General features: G+C 58.4%; 15 protein-coding genes and 3 rRNA genes (1 of these 18 cut by a window edge). 7 read left to right on the top strand and 11 right to left on the bottom strand.

The features are described 5' to 3' along the window. Positions 1-23: 23 nt before the first annotated feature. On the bottom strand, positions 24-1,652 hold the full coding sequence (locus B723_RS05900) for a methyl-accepting chemotaxis protein (protein ID WP_017335825.1): 1,629 nt from the start codon (positions 1,650-1,652) through the stop codon (positions 24-26). A 222-nt stretch (positions 1,653-1,874) separates the two neighbouring features. Here B723_RS05900 and B723_RS05895 point away from each other — a divergent pair, with 222 nt between their 5' ends. Beyond that, positions 1,875-2,237, top strand: a complete 363-nt coding sequence (locus B723_RS05895; protein ID WP_238588308.1) for a helix-turn-helix domain-containing protein — start codon at positions 1,875-1,877, stop codon at positions 2,235-2,237. Positions 2,238-2,404: 167 nt separating this feature from the next. Here B723_RS05895 and B723_RS05890 read toward each other — a convergent pair whose 3' ends face one another. From B723_RS05890 to B723_RS05875, 4 genes are read right to left on the bottom strand one after another with little or no spacing between them, the layout of a single operon-like run. Beyond that, the gene (locus B723_RS05890; RefSeq protein WP_017335823.1) at positions 2,405-3,271 is read right to left on the bottom strand and encodes an ABC transporter permease; all 867 of its coding nucleotides are present in this window, start codon (positions 3,269-3,271) and stop codon (positions 2,405-2,407) included. A 20-nt stretch (positions 3,272-3,291) separates the two neighbouring features. After that, positions 3,292-4,152 (bottom strand): ABC transporter ATP-binding protein, encoded by an 861-nt coding sequence (locus tag B723_RS05885; RefSeq protein WP_017335822.1) that lies wholly within the window; start codon positions 4,150-4,152, stop codon positions 3,292-3,294. Between the two features lie 5 nt (positions 4,153-4,157). Continuing rightward, entirely contained in the window at positions 4,158-5,183 is a 1,026-nt protein-coding gene (locus B723_RS05880; protein WP_017335821.1) for an ABC transporter substrate-binding protein, read from the bottom strand. Between the two features lie 18 nt (positions 5,184-5,201). Then, the gene (locus B723_RS05875) at positions 5,202-6,089 is read right to left on the bottom strand and encodes a TauD/TfdA dioxygenase family protein (RefSeq protein ID WP_017335820.1); all 888 of its coding nucleotides are present in this window, start codon (positions 6,087-6,089) and stop codon (positions 5,202-5,204) included. A 230-nt stretch (positions 6,090-6,319) separates the two neighbouring features. Here B723_RS05875 and B723_RS05870 point away from each other — a divergent pair, with 230 nt between their 5' ends. Further along, entirely contained in the window at positions 6,320-6,685 is a 366-nt protein-coding gene (locus B723_RS05870; RefSeq protein WP_017335819.1) for a hypothetical protein, read from the top strand. An 86-nt stretch (positions 6,686-6,771) separates the two neighbouring features. Here the strand turns inward: B723_RS05870 and lapD are convergent, their stop codons facing one another. Continuing rightward, positions 6,772-8,724 carry a cyclic di-GMP receptor LapD gene (gene lapD, locus B723_RS05865; RefSeq protein WP_017335818.1) on the bottom strand — a complete coding sequence of 651 codons (1,953 nt, stop codon included), beginning with the start codon at positions 8,722-8,724 and terminating at the stop codon, positions 6,772-6,774. Between the two features lie 14 nt (positions 8,725-8,738). Continuing rightward, the gene (gene lapG / locus B723_RS05860; RefSeq protein ID WP_017335817.1) at positions 8,739-9,431 is read right to left on the bottom strand and encodes a cysteine protease LapG; all 693 of its coding nucleotides are present in this window, start codon (positions 9,429-9,431) and stop codon (positions 8,739-8,741) included. Positions 9,432-9,628: 197 nt separating this feature from the next. Between lapG and B723_RS05855 the strand changes: the two genes are divergently transcribed. The 5 genes from B723_RS05855 to B723_RS05835 all read left to right on the top strand — a co-directional run bounded on the left by B723_RS05855 (position 9,629) and on the right by B723_RS05835 (position 16,600). Beyond that, positions 9,629-10,339: a GntR family transcriptional regulator gene (locus B723_RS05855; RefSeq protein ID WP_017335816.1), complete on the top strand. Its 711-nt coding sequence runs from the start codon at positions 9,629-9,631 to the stop codon at positions 10,337-10,339. 638 nt (positions 10,340-10,977) lie between these two features. Continuing rightward, positions 10,978-11,754, top strand: coding sequence for a DUF3050 domain-containing protein (locus B723_RS05850; protein WP_017335815.1), 777 nt, complete (start codon positions 10,978-10,980; stop codon positions 11,752-11,754). After that, the gene (locus tag B723_RS05845) at positions 11,751-12,680 is read left to right on the top strand and encodes a diiron oxygenase (protein WP_017335814.1); all 930 of its coding nucleotides are present in this window, start codon (positions 11,751-11,753) and stop codon (positions 12,678-12,680) included. The genes B723_RS05850 and B723_RS05845 overlap by 4 nt, the downstream gene beginning before the upstream one ends. 13 nt (positions 12,681-12,693) lie before the next feature. Next, on the top strand, positions 12,694-16,110 hold the full coding sequence (locus tag B723_RS05840; RefSeq protein WP_017335813.1) for a non-ribosomal peptide synthetase: 3,417 nt from the start codon (positions 12,694-12,696) through the stop codon (positions 16,108-16,110). A gap of 22 nt (positions 16,111-16,132) precedes the next feature. Beyond that, entirely contained in the window at positions 16,133-16,600 is a 468-nt protein-coding gene (locus B723_RS05835) for an SRPBCC family protein (RefSeq protein WP_017335812.1), read from the top strand. Between the two features lie 136 nt (positions 16,601-16,736). Here B723_RS05835 and B723_RS05830 read toward each other — a convergent pair whose 3' ends face one another. From B723_RS05830 to B723_RS05815, 4 genes are all read right to left on the bottom strand, one after another. Further along, a complete protein-coding gene (locus B723_RS05830) occupies positions 16,737-18,617 on the bottom strand; it encodes a methyl-accepting chemotaxis protein (RefSeq protein WP_017335811.1) in 1,881 nt (626 codons plus the stop codon). 481 nt (positions 18,618-19,098) lie between these two features. Further along, positions 19,099-19,214, bottom strand: a 5S ribosomal RNA gene (rrf, locus tag B723_RS05825). Between the two features lie 106 nt (positions 19,215-19,320). Next, positions 19,321-19,436 (bottom strand): 5S ribosomal RNA (gene rrf, locus B723_RS05820). Between the two features lie 155 nt (positions 19,437-19,591). Then, positions 19,592-20,077, bottom strand: a 23S ribosomal RNA gene (locus tag B723_RS05815) (it continues 2,406 nt past the right edge of the window).

Below are 20,077 nucleotides of genomic sequence, written 5' to 3'. Positions count from 1 at the left end.
CGGTCTTCCAGAATTCCCCGGCGTCAGGTCTTGAAGTGCCGCACCATCGAGCTCAGTTCGGAGGCCAGGCGAGACAATTCGCTGCTGGCCAAACTCGTCTGATGCGCGCCGTCAGCTGCATGGGTCGACAATTCACGAATATTCAACAGATTGCGATCCACTTCATGGGCAACCTTGGCCTGCTCCTCGGTGGCGCTGGCGATCACCAGGTTGCGTTCGGTGATCTCGTGCACTGCGGCAAAGATCGCCTCAAGCGCCTGACCGGCAGCTTCCGTCGCCTGCAACGAACTACTGGCCCTCAAGGTACTGGCGTCCATGGCGTTGACGGCCTGGTGAGTGCCACTCTGGATTCCGGCAATCATCTGTTCGATTTCCCGGGTCGACTCCTGAGTGCGATAAGCCAGGGTCCGCACCTCGTCTGCGACTACTGCAAACCCGCGCCCCGCTTCACCGGCTCGCGCAGCTTCAATAGCGGCATTGAGCGCCAGCAAATTGGTCTGGTCAGAAATACTGCGAATCACCTCCAGTACCTTGCCGATGTCGCGAGTCTGGGTGGCCAGATCCTGTACCAAGGCGGAGCTGGTGCTGATCTCCCGGCTCATGGCATCCACCTCCTCGAGCGTGGTTTGCACCTGCCGACGACTTTGGCCCGCCAATTGATTGGTCGCGTTGGAGGCCTCTGATGTGGACACTGCGTTTCTCGCGACTTCTTCGACTGCCGCCGTCATCTCGGTGACGGCGGTGACCGCTTGTTCGAGCTCGTTGTGCTGCTGATTCAGGCCGTGATTGCTTTCCACCGTGACCCGGCTCAATTGCTCGGCAGAACTGGCCAATTGATGGGCGTAATGGCTGATCTGCTCGATGGTCTGACGCTGGCTGATCTGCATCTGCTGCAACCCCAAAAATAGCTGGCCGATCTCATTGCTCGACTGCACATCGATCGGATGTCGCAAATCCCCCGAGGCGATTTCCTCGAAATGCTGCCTTGCCTCGCGCAGTGGGCGCAGCACGCGGCTGGCGATAAACCACCAGCAACCGGCCACCAGCAACCCGGCGATCACAAACAGAATCACCGCCTGGGCCTGGGCCATGCTGTAGCGGGAATGGGCTTGATCCATGATTGCGGCGGTTTGCACATCGAGCTGCTTTTCGAAGCCGACCAAAGCCATGTCAAACCGGTCGTTAGCCGTCCGCGCCTTGAGATTGACCTCAATGTAACGCGCTTCCGATCCTTGGCTCAGCGCCTTCATCTGCTCCTCCAGGGTATCGCGATACACCGCAAAAGCCTGCTGCAACTCATCGCTCTGAAGGGTCGAACCGCTGCTCTTCTCTTGCGCAGCAAACGTGTCGAAGTAATCGATGGCTTCCTGAAACAGGGTCGTCGCCCGCTGCAGACTGGCCTGGGCCTTGACGGTATCGCCCGTGCGCGTTTCAAGGAATGCCCCCGCCATGCCCACGCGGGAACGCAATAGACGCAAGTAGGCCAGGTGCACCCGACTGTTCTGGGTCACCCCGACCTGATGCAGGTCTTGGATCTGCTCATCGCTGCTCAGCGCGCTGCGCCAACTGGTCAACGATGAAACCAGTAATGCACAGACGAACAATGCAAGCACCCAGAACATACCCGTTCGGATTTTCAGATGAGTCAGCATTTTGGACAGTTCTCAGTTGTACGGGCGGTCACCAGCCAAAAAGCCAGCATCAAATTACACCACATCCTATAGGGGCAATTTGATATGAATCAAACAAACAATGACGTAATACATCAATACCTTCGTCGTATAACATCATTCGCTTGAACGTAGTAAGTGCGCAAAATGTCACATAACTACGGAAAATTGACGCTGGAGGTCAAAATCATGAAGGAGCGCACAGTGACAGATCACGTGGGTGCCGCAATCGCAGCCCGCCGTAAAGCAAAGGGCCTGACTCAGGCTCATATTGCCGAAGCTATCGGCGTGGAAAAAGAGACGGTCAGCCGCATGGAAAATGGCGTGATTTCCCTGACCCTGACACGCCTGCAGCAAATGTCGGAAGTGCTCGATTGCTCGCTTAGCGATCTGGTGCGCACCAACGCCCATGACTCCCACAGCCAGTCCCAGAACATCAATGAGCTGATTCAGAGCCTGCCGGTCGGTGAGCGAGTGTTGGTGGTTAATTTCGTTGCTGAAATCGTCAAGGTGTTGAAATCCAGAGAGCCGGTTCAACACTATGATTCGAGCGCTGGCCGACGATAGAGACCCGCCAGGAGATCGGCTCCCTGGTGCGGCTCTATCACCGGTGGCGCCATTGACTCCTTGAATGAGTCACTTCACTCCGAGGTTTCTTCGATACGAAGTTCTTCCTGGTCATGCTGTTCAATGCTTGATGAGCCGTGAATAAAATATGGGTGAGATCGACGCACCTAACGCTGCATCCCCCACCGCTTCACCGTCACCCGCTCCAGCGAATCAAACACCAGATTCTCTACCAGCAACCCAATCAAGATCACCACCGCCAACCCGGCAAACACCTTGTCGGTATAAAGCTCATTACGATTCTGAAAGATGTACCAACCCAAACCACCCTTGCCACTGGTCGCACCAAACACCAGCTCAGCAGCGATCAGCGTGCGCCAGGCGAACGCCCAGCCGATTTTCAGCCCGGCGAGAATCGACGGCAACGCTGCCGGTATCAGGATGAACAGCACGAAGCGCATGCCCTTCAAACCGTAATTGCGCCCGGCCATGCGCAGGGTTTCCGAGACGCCGAGAAACCCGGCGTAGGTGTTCAACGCCAACGCCCACAGCACCGAATGCACCAGCACGAAAATCAGGCTGTTCTGCCCCAGCCCGAACCACAACAGCGCCAGCGGCAACAGCGCAATGGCCGGCAGCGGGTTGAACATCGACGTCAGCGTGCTCAGCAAATCGCGCCCGAACTGCGTCGACACCGCCAGCGTGGTCAGGGCAAACGCCAGGACGATGCCGATCAGGTAACCCTTGAGCAACACCACCAGCGAAATCCACACCTTGCCCAGCAATTCGCCGCTCAGCAGGCCGTCATACAACGCACTGGCGGTTTGCAAAAAACTCGGCAGCAGCAGGTCATTGTTCTGGATGCGCGCAACCACTTCCCACAGCACCGCCAGCAGAACCAGGATCAGGCTTTTGCGAATCCAGCCTTGTTGCCACAGGCGTTGGCCAAGGGGCAACTCACGCTCCAGCGGTACACTGGTCAGCGGCTGCAAAACGGTTTCAAATTCTTCACGCACAGATGATAACTGGCTCATCGGGCACTCCTCTCAATGGCTCAGTAAGCGATGCGAATATCGGAAAAATCCAGCTCGCGCGCGGTTTCCAGCGACTGGCCTTCATCGAACAACAACCGATGAATCCGTCGCGCCGACGCCTGAAAATCCACGCCACCGAGGCTGTGCAAATCGTATTGATGGCTGTGGACTTGCGCCCGGACCCGTCCGGGATGCGGCGACAGCAACAGGATGCGATTGCCCACCACCAGTGCTTCTTCGATGGAGTGCGTGACGAACAGCAGGGTGAAGCGCACCTCTTCCCAGAGCAGCAGCAATTCTTCCTGCATCTTGCGGCGGGTCAGCGCATCGAGCGCGGCGAAGGGTTCGTCCATCAGGAGGATTTTCGGCTGCATCGCCAACGCCCGGGCAATCGCCACGCGCGCCTTCATGCCGCCGGACAAGGTGTGCGGATACGCATCGGCGAACGCGGCCAGCCCAACCTTGTCGAGATAATGCAGCGCCCGTTCTTCGGCCTCTTTGCGCTTGAGGGTTTTTGACGCCAACAGTGGAAACATCACGTTCTGTTTGACGGTTTTCCACGGCGGCAGTTGATCGAACTCCTGGAACACCACGATCCGGTCCGGCCCCGGCGCGTTGACCGTTTGCCCTTGCAGACGAATCTCGCCTTCAACGGGCTGGATGAACCCGGCAACCGCCTTGAGCAAGGTCGACTTGCCGCAACCGGACGGCCCGAGCAGCACAAAGCGGTCCGCCGGATCAATGTCAAAATTGACTTGATGGGTCGCTCGAACCACACGCTGTGGCGTGCGGTATTCAAGGCTGACGTTGTCGACCGACAGCAACGCCTGGGCTGTGGCGTTCGGTTTGCTGACCGTGTGGTCTTGCAAAGGGGCATTCATGACGATCAGCTCCCTTGCAGCGGTTTGGCGTCCTGGAAGAAGTAATCCTTCCACGAATCCGGTTTGTTTTTAATCGCGCCGACGCGGTACAGGAACTCGGCCAGTGGATACGTATTTTTCGGCGTGACGCTGAATTCGAACTGCGGGTTGTCGATGATTTTCAGCAGCGCAGCCCGATCGATTTTCGCCTTGGTCACACGGATGTACGTATCGGCGGCGGCGCCTTTATCGTTCTGGGCAAACTGCGCGGCTTCGGTCAGCGCCTCAACGAACGCCTTGTAGGTTTTCGGGTTCTCGTTGCGGAATTTCTCGGTGGCGAACAGCACTGTCGGCGAGTTCGGGCCGAGCAGGTCATAAGTGTTCAGCACCACATGCACGTTCGGGTTGGCCAGCGCCTGATCCTGGAACGGCGGGTTGGAAAAGTGCCCGGTCAGCTCGGTGCCGCCGGCAATCAGCGCCGCCGTGGCATCGGGGTGCGGAACAGCGATGGTGTACTTGTCGAGGCGATTGAATTCCTTGTCGCCCCACTGCTTGGCGGCCGCGTATTGCAGGAAGCGCGACTGCACCGACACGCCCACCGCCGGCACCGCGATGCGATCCTGCTCAGTGAAGTCGGCGATGGTTTTGACCTTGGGATTGTTGCTTACCAGGTAGTACGGGAAGTTGCCGAGGGAAGCCACGGCCTTGACGTTCTGCTTGCCGTGGGTGCGATCCCAGATGGTCAGCAGCGGACCGACGCCCGCGCCGGCAATGTCGATGGAGCCGGAAAGCAACGCATCGTTAACCGCCGCGCCGCCAGACAGCTGAGTCCAGTCGACCTTGATGTCGATGCCTTCCTGCTTGCCGTATTTTTCGATCAGGTTCTGATCGCGCACCACGTTGAGCAATAGATAAACGATGCCGAACTGCTCGGCAATGCGGATTTCACCTTCAGCGTGGGCCACGGTCGGCGCCACCAGGCTGCCGGCGATGAGGCTGAAACCCAGGCCGATGGCCGCAGCCAGCGGTGCAAAGGGAAGACGTTTGGACATGATTCAATCTCCGACAAATCAGAAAGGCGCGTCGCCCTGAATGGTGGTGCGATACAACTTGCGGCGCAGATGACTCGGGCATCCGGCCGCGAGGTGAATCAGCGAGCGGTTGTCCCAGAACACCAGGTCGTGGGGCTGCCATTGATGGCGGTAGATGTTGTGCGGCAGTACGCTGTGGGCGTAGAGCTCGTCGAGCAGTTGCTTGCTCTCGTCGTCCGGCAAACCAACGATGCGGGTGGTGAAACCCTCGCTGACGAACAACGCCTTGCGACCGTTTTCCGGATGCGTGCGTACGATCGGGTGGACGACTTCGGCGACCTGAGCCAGCTGCTCCGGCGTCAGCGTCGGGCGCCAATTGCCTTCGAATTTGGTTTCGCTGTAGCGCGCGGTGTACGAGTGAGCCGCCGAGCGACCTTCGACCGCTTTGCGCAGTGCGTCGGGCAGGTTTTCCCAGGCTTTATGCATGTCCGAAAACAAGGTGTCGCCGCCTTCGGACGGCAACTCCTGGGCGTGCAGCATCGAGCCCAGGCTGGGCAGTTCTTTATAGGACAGGTCGGAGTGCCAGAACTTGCCGGCGTCGCCGAGACCGATGGATTGGCCGTTCTCGATGATGTTGGAAACGATGAGGATTTCCGGGTGCCCGGCCAGCAGGAACTGCTTGAGCACATGGATCTGCAACACGCCGAAGCGGCGGCTGAAGTCGATTTGCTGTTCGGGGGTAATGCGTTGATCGCGGAACACCACGACATGATGATCAAGGTGCGCGCGGTGGATGCGGGCGAAGTCCTGATCATTGACCGGGCGAGACAAGTCGAGGCCGATGATTTCGGCACCGACGGCGCCACTGAACGGACGAATGTCGAAAATTTGCGGCGCGATGCTTTGAGTTGCAGAGACGACAGACATAAATCACTCCCACGCACGGCGCGCTCAAGGGCGCGCGCCTCGATCAGAAACTCACGGAGATCCCGTGTTGGTTTGTGTCGTGCGGCGCGCCGATTGGTCGGCAGGTACGCAGGGGACTGACTTTATAGGTATAAGAACGCGAATTTAAATACCATTAGCGAATAACCATATGGCTGATTTCGCCTATGCTGCTGACAGGATGAAGCCGCTCAACGCTTGAGGGACGCTCAATGCTCTACGTGCAACGCAATGCAGATGGCCAACTGATGCGCGTGGAAGCCGAGGCCTATGCCGAGTCCACCGAAAGCCTGCCCGCCGATCACCCGGATCTTCAGGCCTGGTTCGCCCGCGAAGTCGTGGCGATCAATCACAAGCAACTGCAGCAAATCAAACAACTCAAGCAGTTGAGGCAGAGCGACCTGGACATGATCCGGGTACTGGACGACCTGATCCAGGTGCTGACTGATAAGGGCGTAATGCGCATCACCGACCTGCCGGCCGCTGCACAGGCCAAGCTCATGGGCCGTTCCCAGGCCCGGGAGGAGTTGGGTGGGTTGAGTAATCTAGTGGATGAGGATGATTCGGGGTTGATCTAGCCCTCGCTGTCTTCATTGCCTGAACTGACGCTATCGCACAGGCTTGCCCGCGTTAGCGTCAGTTCAGGCAAAGCAACTTCAGGACCTTAATCCCAAGGCTTGGGCTCCCCAAACAACCGCCCCTGCACGCCATAAACCCCCATCTCGCGAATCACCGACAACTCCCCTTCGGTCTCCACCCGTTCGGCAATCAACGGCAGATCAATGCTGTGCGCCGCCCGCTGAATCGCCTCGATAAACAGACGCTTGTCGCTCTCCTGATCAATCGCGCGGATGTAAACACCGTCGATCTTCAGATACGCCAACCCTAGCCGGGCCAGGTTGCCGATCATGCTGAAACGGCCACCAAAATGTTGCAGGCTCAACGAGAAGCCGATTTCTCGCAGGCGTCGCGTCAGGTCTTCCAGCTTCGCTTGCTCCGGCAGTTGCTCCTCGCCGATCTCCAGGGTCAGCCGCGGACCCAGACTGGAGTGCGCGCGCAACATATCCAGGACTTTGCCCAGCGCCTGCGGATTGTTCAGCGTCGCCGAAGACAGGTTCAGCGCCAGCGACGCTTCGTGGTCAACCATTTGTTCGAGCACTCGCTCCAGCATCAGGCGATCCAGCCGCGCAGCCCAGCCGAAACGCTCGAGCCACGGCAGGAACCGACCGGCAGGAATCGCCTGGCCCTGCTCGTCAATCAGGCGCGAAAGCACTTTGTAATGCAGCACCAGTGTCGTGTCCTGGCTCGCCACCACCGGCTGGAAATACAGTTCGAACCGCCGCTGATTCAGCGCCTCATCGAGCAAGCGGTGCCAGGCATGATGAGCATCGCCAAGGCTCGCCGCAGCCGTGTGATCCAGGCAGACCCACCTCGAATCACCCTGGCCTTCAGCCTGTGCCAACGCCTGATCCGCCAGTCCGAGCACTGCTTGCGGTGAGTCGCCATACATAAACGGCGCCAGCCCGATGTACGCCACAGCGGCCACATCGGTGGCGCCGGTCGCGTGCAGGCTCGCCAGGGCATTGTCGAGGTTTTGCGCCAGTTGCAACGCTTCGGCGTGCAACAGCCCCGGCGCCAGCACGGCGAATTCGCCACCGCGAATCCGCGTGACGAGGTTCAGTGTCTCCGGATACCTGGCGCACTCACGGGACAGCTGCTCGCTGACCGCGATCAGTAAATCATCCGTGTGTTGGCCACCGAGACGCTGATTCAACCCAGCGAGGTCCCTGACCCGCAGCAACAACAAATAGCCTGAACTGGCCTTTTCCGGATTGCTCACCTGGGCATTCAATTGCATTTCGAAATAGCGCCGGTTAGCCAACCCGGTCAACGTGTCCTGATAGGACTCCTCGCGCAATTTTTCACTGCGCTCGGCCTGTTCCTGAAACAACGCCTTGAGCTTCTCGACCATCTGGTTCATGGCCTGCACCACGCGACGCAATTCAGGCGTACGCGGCAGATTGGGCAGGCTGAGGAATTCCCGGCGGGCGATGGCGTGGGATTGCTGGACCATGTAATCCAGCGGCTTCAGTTGCCGGCGCAACAGCAACGCACCCAGCACCGCACTCACCGCGCCGCACAGCAGCAGCCAGCCGAGGCTGCCCAAGGCGCTCTGCCAGAGTTTGGCCAACGCGAACATCGGGTGGCTGACCACTTCGACCCGCGCCGCCTGCTCCCAGCCACGGCTGACAATCGCATCGCCGCCCGCGGGCTCCAGACCGATCAGCTTGACGAACCAGTCCGGCACGTTGGTCACCGCCGGAATCCCGCTGCGCTCGACCAGGGTTTTGTCGTTGGACAAATCGACAACACGGATGCTCGCGTAATAACCGCTGTCGAAAATCGAGCTGACCAGCAGCTCGACCATCGCCGGGTCGTCGATGTTCGGCGTCAACGACAGCGCCAGCGCCAGCGCCGTCGCGGCGTCCTGTGCGTGGGAACGCAACTGGTTGACGTACTGGGTGCGCGAGCTCTCCAGGCTGACCATGAAGCTGCCAGTGAAGGCGACTACCAGGAACAGACAGATTGCGATCAACAGCTGTTTGAACAAAGACATCTGAGCGCGTGCTCCTAGTTAATCGTCTCGACCGGAAAACCTTCCGCCTGCATTTTCTTCAACACATCCTGCCAACGGGACAAGCGTTTGGTGTCACCTACTTTTTTATTGCCCTTGGCACCGGGCAACCACAGCCCTTCGGCATTGAAAGCGTAGACCGGCAGCAGATCGGTTCGTTGGCTGGCCGGCTTGATCGCATCGATCAGGCTGTCGAGCACCAGCGGCATGGCGTCGGGGCTGGCGTAGTAAGTCAGCACCATGTGCGCGCGATTCAGGCTCACGGCCTTGACGTAGGTAATGCGGAGCTTGTCGCTGGACACGCCAAGGCGGCGCAGGCTGAAATACTTGGCGATGGCGTAGTCTTCGCAGTCACCGGCACCCTTCCACAAGGCTTCGATCGGGGTTTCCCAATAGTCGACCTCGTGCCACAGGTCGATGTCCTCTTCGTAGCGCATCTGTTTATTGAAGAACAGGTTGACCACGTTGAGCTGCTCCAGCTCGCTGATCTGCTTCTGCGTGGCCAGCAAATGCTGCCAGGCATCAATGCGTTGCTGCCCTGCGCCCAATGGCCCGTACAATGCCTGCGCCCGGCGGCTGACCAGGGAAAAATCCCAGTCGGCATGCAGACCGCCCGGCATGACGCCGGCCAGCAGCAACGCGCAGCATAGCCAGCGCAACGTCCAGGGGATCGCGAAACGTACCGCCAATGGGAGGCATCCAGGTAGGCAGGTGGAATCGATTGATGGTGAAGGTTAGCCGGTTAAAAGACAATGGCACGGTGAGATCACCGGAGCGGGCTAAACTTGGGGTGTGAGCTGTTTAGTCTGTGTGTTTGACAACCTGTCAGGCAGTCACTAGTGTCCTCTTGGATCCAAATTCTTTCAGTCATTCAGGGTGTGTAGTAGTGCCACAGAAGCCCAACCCTCTCAGCAGCATCAAGGTCAACGGTCCGATTCCCGCTCATCTGGCACGCTCGGTCATCGAAGAAACCCTGCGCGCCGCCATCCTCGACGGCCGTATTCCTTGCGGCACAGCCCTTCGTCAGCAAGACCTGGCCGACCTGTTCGGGGTCAGTCGCATGCCGGTCCGTGAAGCCTTGCGCCAGCTCGAAGCGCAAGCGCTGCTTAATGTGATCGCCCATAAAGGTGCGGTGGTTGCGCCATTGGTTCAGGGCGACGCCGTCGAAACCTATGCGCTGCGGATCCTGCTGGAGTCCGAAGCCCTGCGCCTGTCGATCCCGTTGCTCACCCATGAAGACTTTGAACAGGCGGCCCGCTACATCGATGAACTGGAAACGGAGCACGACTACACCGAAATTGGCCGGCTCAACCGTCTGTTTCACATGGCGATGTACAGCAAGGCGCCTAATCGCCGGCTCTTGAAACTGGTCGAAGACGGGTTGAACGAAGAGGAACGCTTCCTGCGCTTCAACCTGGAAGCCATGGGCCTGGGCAAACTGTCCCAGGAAGATCACCGTGCGCTGTTGCGCGCAGTGGAAGACCGCGACGTCGAACGCGCGGTGAAGCTGCTCGAACAACACCTCAACCGGGGCGTCGAGGTCATCACGAACTACCTCAACAGCCCCGAAGCACAAAGCAGAAAAACCTCGAAATAAATCATACCGGCTATCGGAGCGAGCAGATCAACCTGCTCGCCTGCGCTGGCCGCACCTGCGTGTCCGTTACCCCAAGCCAGACAATTGCATCGACCGTATGACGCGTCGGCGATAGCGGCTGCCTTGATTTACGCTCACTCTTGGCGTGCCAACCAGTAATAAACGGGTGACGCATCGCATCAGCGGTGCAGTCCCCGCATCAAGAACCTACGGAAGGAGTCTTGCAACGGGAAAGGAAGCATCGGCATCCCGGCCAACTTCCACCCCTCAAATCACACTAACGATCACCCTTGGAAAGTTGCTTCGAGTGAGGCATTCACTCTTTACTTCAATTTCGACTTACATAAGCCGGAAGGAGCAACTACGCCCAAATAAAACTTTAATCAAAAGTCTTATTGGAACTTGTCGCGCCAGAAAAAGTTAAACTTGCAAATAGTATAAAAATAACTTGCCCGGAACTTTGTTCGTGTATTAGCGTTTCTTCGCGACCACTGGACACTGGCCGCAGCACCAAAGCCACACTACTTGTCTGCAACTAATAACGATCAATTCATTTGAGGTACATGCTCGCCATCAGAACATTAAAAACGCCGTCAATTACTGTTCACACTTCATTCCGGATCACTTATAGGCTCGCCATGAAATCGACTAAAGACCGTCTTAATCAGAAGAAAGCAGAACTGAGTGCGCATCCGATTTTTTCTGAAATACATTCGCTTTCGGTACTCCAACGCTTCATGGAATCCCATGTTTTTGCGGTGTGGGATTTCATGTCGCTGACCAAGCGCCTGCAACAGGAACTGACCTGCATCCAGTTGCCCTGGCTGCCGCCAAGAGATCCGCAGGCTGCCCGACTGATCAACGAAATTGTGCTGGGCGAAGAGTCCGATGATCGTCCGGCCCACGGTCATTACAGCCACTTCGAGTTGTACCTGGATGCGATGCGTGAAGTGGGCGCCAGCACCGTCGCCATCGAACGCTTCGTGGCGCTGCAACAAGAGGGCGTGAGTTACGACGTGGCGCTGCAAAGCGTGGACATCGACCCGGCCGCTGCACAATTCGTGCGCCACACCTTGCACACCGCGCTGCATGCGCCCGGCCACAGCGTGGCGGCGGCGTTTCTGCACGGGCGCGAGAGCGTTATTCCGCAAATGTTCCAGCGCATTCTCGACGATTGGGGTATCGGTTTTGAACAGGCGCCGACCTTCCGTTACTACCTGGAGCGGCACATTGAAGTCGATTCCGAGGACCACGGCCCGGCGGCGGAAAAACTCCTCGCGCGGCTGGTCAACGGCGATCCGCAACGGGAAGAAGACGTCTACGCCAGCGCTCTGGCGGCCGTTGAAAGTCGCATCGCCCTGTGGGACGGCCTGCGCCTGAGCATGAGCGAACCGGTGGCGGAGGTGAACGCATGAACGCCGCCGACTACCAATCCTTCGCCGACGCCTGGGAAAGCCGCGCGACCATCCGCACCCGCCCGCGCCGCGTGCTGGAGAACGACGAAAAGCTGATCTACCCGCTGAGTCGTCAACCGCTGGTGTTGAGCGAAACCTTTCTGCGCGAATGCCCCGAACAACGGGATTTCGCCCTGGTGCAGACGCTCTACAAATTCATCAACGACGTGGTGATTTTCGAAACCGAGATCGTCGACAAAACCGCGCGCAGCATCGCCAAGAACCGCTTCGCCGTGACCTTCCCGTTCGCCTGTCGTTACGACGCCATGACCGTCGTGGTGGACGAGGATTACCACGCGCTGGTGGCGATGGATTTCATGCAGCAAACCGTCGCCATGACCGGGATCACACCGATCGGGCTGCCGGATGAAATCGAGCTGAGCCGAGCGATTCCGGCGGCTGTTGCGCTGGCACCGGAGCATTTGCGCAGCGCCGTGGAATTGATCTGCGTAGCCATCGCGGAGAACACCGTGACCGGCGACGTGGCGGCATTCGCCAAGGACAACACGGTCAAGCAATCGATCAAGGGATTGATGGCCGATCATTTGCTCGACGAGGGCCGTCATTCCGGATTCTGGGCGCGGTTGGTGCGCATTTACTGGCACACCGCAAGCGAAGACGACCGTCAGTGCATCGCTCAGCTTCTGCCGGTGTTCATCGGCCATTACCTGACCAACGACATCCAGAAATCATTCGACTTGCGCCTGATCGAGTCCTTGCAAATCAGCGATGCCACGCGCCGCGCACTCAAGAGCGAAGTGTCGGGGCTGGCCTTCCCGATCAACCGCCATCACCCGCTGGTCGCCAACATCGTGCGGTTTTTCCACAGCAGTTCGCTGCTCGATTCGCCGTGTGTTCAAGAAGCCCTGAGCGACTACCTGGTTTAACGAGGAGCACATCATGAGACGTCTCGACATTCTGCTCATTGGCCACAGCCAGGCCCTGACCGACCTGGCGCTGGAGCTTGAACAACACGGTCATTCACTGACGCGGCTGACGGCCCTCGACCCGCCGCCGTCGGACAACGCTGACTTACTGATCGACGATGCCAGCCTGTCGTTCCAGCCGTTGGGCGATGTACCTCGACTGACGTTGCGCCTGGGTGTCGGAGTTCGTGGGGATTCAGGTTTACCGCCGCTGGACCTGCTGTGCCTGTACGGTTCGACGCTGCTCACCCGCGTGCCGATTGCCGACGAACCTTCGGGCAATGGCCAGGCGTTGCGTCTGCGAGCGGTGGCGCAACTGGTGGACCATGTCGCATTGCTGGTCAGCCGTTTCTCCCGGGATGCCGACTATTTTCTGCTCGTCGAACCGGTGACGCCCGTTCAGTTCGAGCAGGTGGAAAGTCTGCTTTTTTTAGAACACCTGGCCTTCGTCCACCGCCTCAACGCAACCGCTAACCCCGGTGTGCTGCAACGCGCTCAGGTGCCGATGATCGAGCGCCTTGAGCAGCGCTTCATCGATTCCGCCGAACGGCCAGCGCTGAGCATTGCCGGCACGTCCCTCAGCTATCGCCAACTGCATGCTCACAGCCGTGCCATCGCGCAGCGATTGCAACCATTGCTCGAACAGCACGACAAGCCGTTGGTGGTGGGCATCTGCCTGCCGAAATGCAGCGCGTTGTATGCGGGGATTCTGGCGATTCTCGGCAGCGGCGCGGTGTACCTGCCGCTGGAACCGAGCCACCCGATGCAGCGCCAGCAGTACATTTTGTCGAATGCTGGCGCCGTGCTGTTGCTGCACGACGGACAGCACCCGCTCGCCTCCGAGATGCCCAGCCTGGACATCAGCGCAATCGACATCGAGCACGTGGATGTCGATCAACCGTTGATGCGCCAGCGCCCGGACCTCGACGCGCCGTGCATGGCGCTCTACACCTCGGGCACTACCGGTCATCCCAAGGGCGTGTTGCTCAGCCAGGCCAACCTGGCCCACTTCACCGCGTGGTATGCCGACTATGTGCAACTGACTGAACAGAGCCGCGTATTGCAGTTTTCGTCACTGAGCTTCGACTCGTCGCTGATCGATATTTTCCCGACGTTGCTCCAAGGCGCCGAGCTGATCGTACCCAACGACGATCAACGCCGTGACCCGCTGCAACTGGTCGAACTGATCCGCCACCAACAGTTGAGCCATGCGTTTTTGCCACCGGCCTTGCTGAGCATTCTGCCGCTGGATCAATTGCAGGTGCTGAACCACGTGATGACTGGTGGCGATGTCTGCGAACCCTGTGTCATCGAGCAACTCACCCGCCAGGGCAATCTCTACAACCTCTATGGCCCAACCGAAGCCACGGTGCTGATCACCGCGCGGCAACTGCGCGTCGATGACAGCAATCGCACACTCGGCGCGCCGATCGCCAACAGTCAGGTGCTGATTCTCGACGAGGATTTTCAACCGGTGCCCGAACAGACCGTCGGCGAGTTGTACATCATCGGACCGGGCGTTTGCCTGGGATACCTGAACAACCCGCAACAGACCGCCGAACGTTACCTGAACCTGAGCTTGCCGAACGGTGAGAGCCTGCGCGCCTATCGCACCGGCGACATGGCGAAGTGGACCGGTGCAGGCATCGAGCTGTGCGGACGCCGGGACAATCAGGTCAAGATTCGCGGCTTTAGGGTCGAGCCGGAAGAGATCGAACGCTGCCTGCGTGACAGTCAGCTGTACCGCCAGGTGGCGGTGGTGATCGACAGCCAGCGGCGGATCCTCGCCTTCCTCGCCCAGCCTCAGGAAAATCAAACCGGTGCCGCGCGAGAAGCGCTGAAGGCACACGCTACCCGGTTTCTGCCGGACTACATGCAGCCCACCGCCTGGACCGAATTGACGAGCATGCCGTTCGCCAGCAACGGCAAGGTTGACCGCAAAGCGCTGTTGGAACTGCCCGTCAGCATGACGGAAAACCCGTCGCGCCGTTTGCCCGCCAACGCCGATGAAGCGTTGCTGCTGGAGATCTGGGCCGAGCTGCTGGAGCTGCCGGCCAGCGATATTTCCACTGACGAAAGCTTCTTCAATCTGGGCGGTCACTCGATCCTGTTGTCGCGCATGCTATTGCGACTGCGTGAAGAGTTCGGGCGCAGCATTTCGATCAACCGCTTCATCGAACTGCCCACCGTGACGAAACTCGCGACGTTGGTGCGCGGCTCCGGCACCGAAGAAGTGCTGAGCGAGCAGGCCATAGCGGATGCGTTCCGCGAGCTGGATGTACAGCCGTTACCGGTCAGCCGCATGGGCGATGTGCACAAGGTGATCGTCACCGGCGCCAACAGTTTTGTCGGCGTGCACATCGTCGAGGCGTTGCTGGCCTGGGGGGCCAGCGAAGTGGCTTGTCTGGTACGCGATGGTGACGGGCAATCGGCGGCCGAGCGCTTTGCTCATGCACTGCGCGAGAACCGTCTGGAGCATCTGGATCTGAACCGGGTGCGGGTCTACGCGGCGGACATCACACGGCCCTCACTCGGGCTCGCCGTGGAGGTTTACGAGCACCTGGATCGCGAGTTCGGCGCACTTGTGCACAACGCCGCCAACGTCAATCACGTGCTCGATTACGAGTCGCTGGCGCGGGACAACGTCGAACCGATTTTCGAGTGCCTGCGCTTGTGCGAAGGGCGCAGCAAAAAGATCTTCAATTTCGTGTCGACATTGTCTGCGTCGAGCACGATTTCCGATGACGGTCGGGTGCTTGAACTGCCCGCCGCGCAGACCCCGCCGATCTACATCAAGAACGGCTACAACCTGTCGAAGTGGGTCGGTGAGCGCATCCTCGAACGAGCGCGGGAGCGTGGGGTCCGGGTCAATGTGTATCGCCCCGGCAACATCAGTTTCAACAGCCTCACGGGTGTCTGCCAGCCACACAAAAATCGATTGATGCTGATGCTCAAAGGCTCGATCCAGCTTGGTCAGGTGCCGGAGTTCGCGTTGAATTTCGACCTGATGCCGGTGGATTTTCTCGCCCGTTTCATCGCGTTCCACGCCAGTCGTTATTCAGCGGAAAAAGCGGTGTTCAACCTGCACAACCCCGAACCCTTGAGTTGGGACGATTACGTCGCTTCCTTCCGTGAAGCCGGGCGGGAATTTTCCATGGTCAGCGTGGCCGACTGGCAGCAGCAACTGGGCCGGGTCGACAGCGACAACGCGCTGTTCGGTGTACTCGGTTTCTACCTCAACGGCTTCGAGGAAGACATCGGCGACATCTCGATGATCGGCCACGACAACGCCCAGGCCGGTGTGCGGCAGATGGGTGCGCACTACCCGGAAAAGTCCCCGGCACTGCTGCGCCGCGGCTGCGACTACCTCAAGGAAATCAACTTCATCTGATTCACCCAACCGGAGCAAAACCATGAAGACCCTGCAACCCGATACCCTGATCAAAAACCCTCAAGGCTGCCACGTCGTGTCGTCGGTGGATGTGCCGGCAGAGGCCCTGAAAGTCTGGGCAGTGGTCGGCAATTTTGCCGGCTTCGATCGCTTCATCCCGGCGTTGTCGCACATCGAGATGACCGGCGAAGGCGTATCGTCCCTGCGCAAGAAATTCTTTAAGGATGGCAACCTGGTGGTCGAGCAACTCAACTCGCGGGATGACCAGGCTCAGAGCATGACCTGGACCACGATTTACAACACGCTGGGCGTGGCTAATTTGTGGGCGGCGATGACGGTTGAAGCGCTCGGTGAAGGCAAGTCCCGGGCGACCTGGACCATCATTGCTGAACCGGCTGAGGGTGGCGATGAGGCACTGCCGGGGTTCAAGGATTTTGTGCAGGGATTTGCTGATAATGCGATGAGTAATGTGTTGAAACTGTTTGTTTAAAGCTTCAGCTTGGTGGTAATTGAGCCATCGCAATCGCGGGCAAGCCCGCTCTCACAGTATCGCGGCTGGACACACATTTTGTGTGCGCCAAAAATCCTGTGGGAGCGGGCTTGCCCGCGATTGAACGATAACGCGGTCAGATCCTGAAGCTATCAACCAACTGCTTCAATCGGTTCGCCTGCAACGACAACGCATCGCAATCCTTCAACGTTTCATTGAGGTTGGCCACGCTCTGCTGGTTCAGCAAATTGATCTGGTTGACGTCAACGTTGAGGGTCTCCACCACCGCCGTCTGCTCTTCCGTCGCGGCGGCCACCGATTGGTTCATACCGTCAATTTCGCCAATACGCTTCGTCACGCTGACCAGGCGCAAGCCCGCCTGGTTCGCCACTTCGACGCTCTCTTCGCTGGAGACCTGGCTGGCGTTCATGGTGGTCACCGCTTCGCGCGAGCCGATCTGCAGCGACGTGATCATCTTGTGAATCTCCTCGGCCGACTCTTGCGTGCGATGGGCCAGGTTGCGCACCTCGTCCGCCACCACCGCAAAACCACGCCCGGCTTCACCAGCGCGAGCCGCTTCAATGGCCGCGTTGAGGGCGAGCAAGTTGGTCTGCTGGGAGATGCCTTTGATCACATCGAGAATGTGCCCGATGTTGTCGGTGCTCGCGTTGAGGGTTTCGATCTGCGTGCAGGACAGGCTGATTTTCTGCGACAGCTCGGTCATGGCCAGAATGGTTTTTTCCACCACAAGACGACCGTCATCCGCCTGCTCGCTCGCGCCGCTGGCGTGCTGCGAGGCATCAGCAGCGTTGCGAGCGATTTCCTGGGTGGCGGCACCCAATTGGTTGATCGCCGCCGCCACGCTGTTGGTGCGAGCACTTTGCTCGTCAGAGCCAACGATCGAGGCGTTGGACGAGGCCATGACCCGTTGCGACAGATCATGGACCTGGCGAGTGGCCGACGACACTTCGGAAATCGACGCGTGAATCCGCTCCACGAACTGGTTGAAAGAACTCCCCAGTTCGCCGAATTCATCTTTGCTTTCCACGGACAGACGACGGGTCAGGTCGCCTTCGCCTTGGGCGATGTCCTGCATCGCGCGGCCCATGGTAGTCAGCGGACGCATCAGCACGTTGATCAGCAGGCTCAGCAGCACTGCGATCACAGCCACGGCGATGAACATCGCGATCAATGCCGAGGTTCGGAATTGGCTCAATGGTGCGTAGGCCTTGTCCTTATCGATCGACAGACCGATGTACCACGCCGCATTCGGTAAACCGTTGACCGGGGTGAACGAGAGGATGCGTTCCTGGTTGTTCAGGGTGACTTGCTGATTACCCTTCTCGATGCGCAGGCTTGTATTAGGGTAGATGTCCTTCAGGTTTTTCATGACCTGGTCTTTGTCCGGGCTGACGATCACCTGCCCGTCGGCACTGACCAGAAACGCATGGCCAACGCCGCCGAAGTCCACCGAGTTGATGATCTTCACCAGGGTTTCCAGGCTCAGGTCACCGCCGACCACGCCGAGCAGTTCGCCGTTCTTTTTTACCGGCATGGCGATGGTCACGACCAGGCCACCGACGGCGGCCATGTAAGGCGGAGTCAGCATGGTTTTGTCAGCGACAACGGCTTGCTTGTACCACGGCCGCTGACGCGGATCGTAGCCGTCCGGCATCTTCGCGTCCGGGCGCTGGGTGAACACGCCATTGGTCTGGCCGACGTATGTGAACTGAAAGTTCGAGGTGAAGGCCGGCTGATCAACCAGACCCGGCAGATCGGCATTGGCGCCTTGATGAGCGACGTTCTGTGCGAGATTTTCCAGCACCAGCACGCGGCCGCTCATCCAGTTCTGCACGCTGCTGGCGGTCAGGTCGCCGGCCTGTTGAACAGAGGACTCGAGGTTTTGCCGAATGGTATTTCGCTGCAGATAGTCGTTGTACAAAGTGAACAACGCAAAGGCCAGTACCACGACGCCGGAGGCGGCCAGCAGGATTTTATGGCTGAACTTGAGATTCATTTCATGGGACTTCTTATGCAGAAAGTGGGGATGCGGTCCGGGTTGCAACATTCCATGTGCAGCTCAAGTGGCTTCTATGGCCGCTCTACTTTGGTGCACGCATGTCTCATCAGTCTGTCGGCACAAACGGGTTAAATCTTAGGGGTATGTACGAAATGACCGGCATTTCCGTCATATACCCGCCGAACGGCGTGCTAGAGCGCCTCAGTAGCATTTTCGTGATGACGGTTGTTCGAGCGGCAGTTGCAAACTTCCCAGCCCTTGATAAAAATGCGACTAATTATCATTTGTGGCGTCCGGGCTGTCGCGTTCATACATCGAGTACTCGAAGTCGATGATCAGCACCTTGAGCACGCCAATAGACGTGATCGAGAACAAGGGCTGGCTTTTTGGTTTCGTTGAGACGGCCTATCGGGCTTTCAGCAAGCCTGAAACGACAAAACCCCTGTCTGCGTTAACAGACAGGGGTTTCGGAATTCAATCTTGACGATGACCTACTCTCACATGGGGAAACCCCACACTACCATCGGCGATGCATCGTTTCACTGCTGAGTTCGGGATGGGATCAGGTGGTTCCAATGCTCTATGGTCGTCAAGAAATTCTGTGACCAGCCCGTTACGCGGTAACGTGCCAGCAAAATTGGTGACTTCTACTAAAACAAAACCCCTACCTGCATACGCAGATAGGGGTTTCGGAATTTAATCTTGACGATGACCTACTCTCACATGGGGAAACCCCACACTACCATCGGCGATGCATCGTTTCACTGCTGAGTTCGGGATGGGATCAGGTGGTTCCAATGCTCTATGGTCGTCAAGAAATTCGGTAGCCAGGTCGTGGGCCTTTACAGGTTCACGCTCCAGCGAATGGGTATGCGATAGTTTGTGTGTTTGTTCTCGAACTTTCGGTTCGTTTCGTCTTCACACACCGCAATCTGGTGCCTTTTCAGGTCAGCAAATTGCTTGGGTGTTATATGGTCAAGCCTCACGGGCAATTAGTATTGGTTAGCTCAACGCCTCACAGCGCTTACACACCCAACCTATCAACGTCGTAGTCTTCGACGGCCCTTCAGGGGACTCAAGGTCCCAGTGAGATCTCATCTTGAGGCTAGTTTCCCGCTTAGATGCTTTCAGCGGTTATCTATTCCGAACATAGCTACCCGGCAATGCCACTGGCGTGACAACCGGAACACCAGAGGTTCGTCCACTCCGGTCCTCTCGTACTAGGAGCAGCCCCTCTCAAATCTCAAACGTCCACGGCAGATAGGGACCGAACTGTCTCACGACGTTCTAAACCCAGCTCGCGTACCACTTTAAATGGCGAACAGCCATACCCTTGGGACCGGCTTCAGCCCCAGGATGTGATGAGCCGACATCGAGGTGCCAAACACCGCCGTCGATATGAACTCTTGGGCGGTATCAGCCTGTTATCCCCGGAGTACCTTTTATCCGTTGAGCGA

The sequence above is a fragment of the Pseudomonas fluorescens NCIMB 11764 genome, assembly GCF_000293885.2.
In the GTDB taxonomy this organism is placed as follows: Bacteria; Pseudomonadota; Gammaproteobacteria; order Pseudomonadales; family Pseudomonadaceae; genus Aquipseudomonas; species Aquipseudomonas fluorescens_B.
This window is presented reverse-complemented; position numbering and strand designations above follow the sequence as displayed.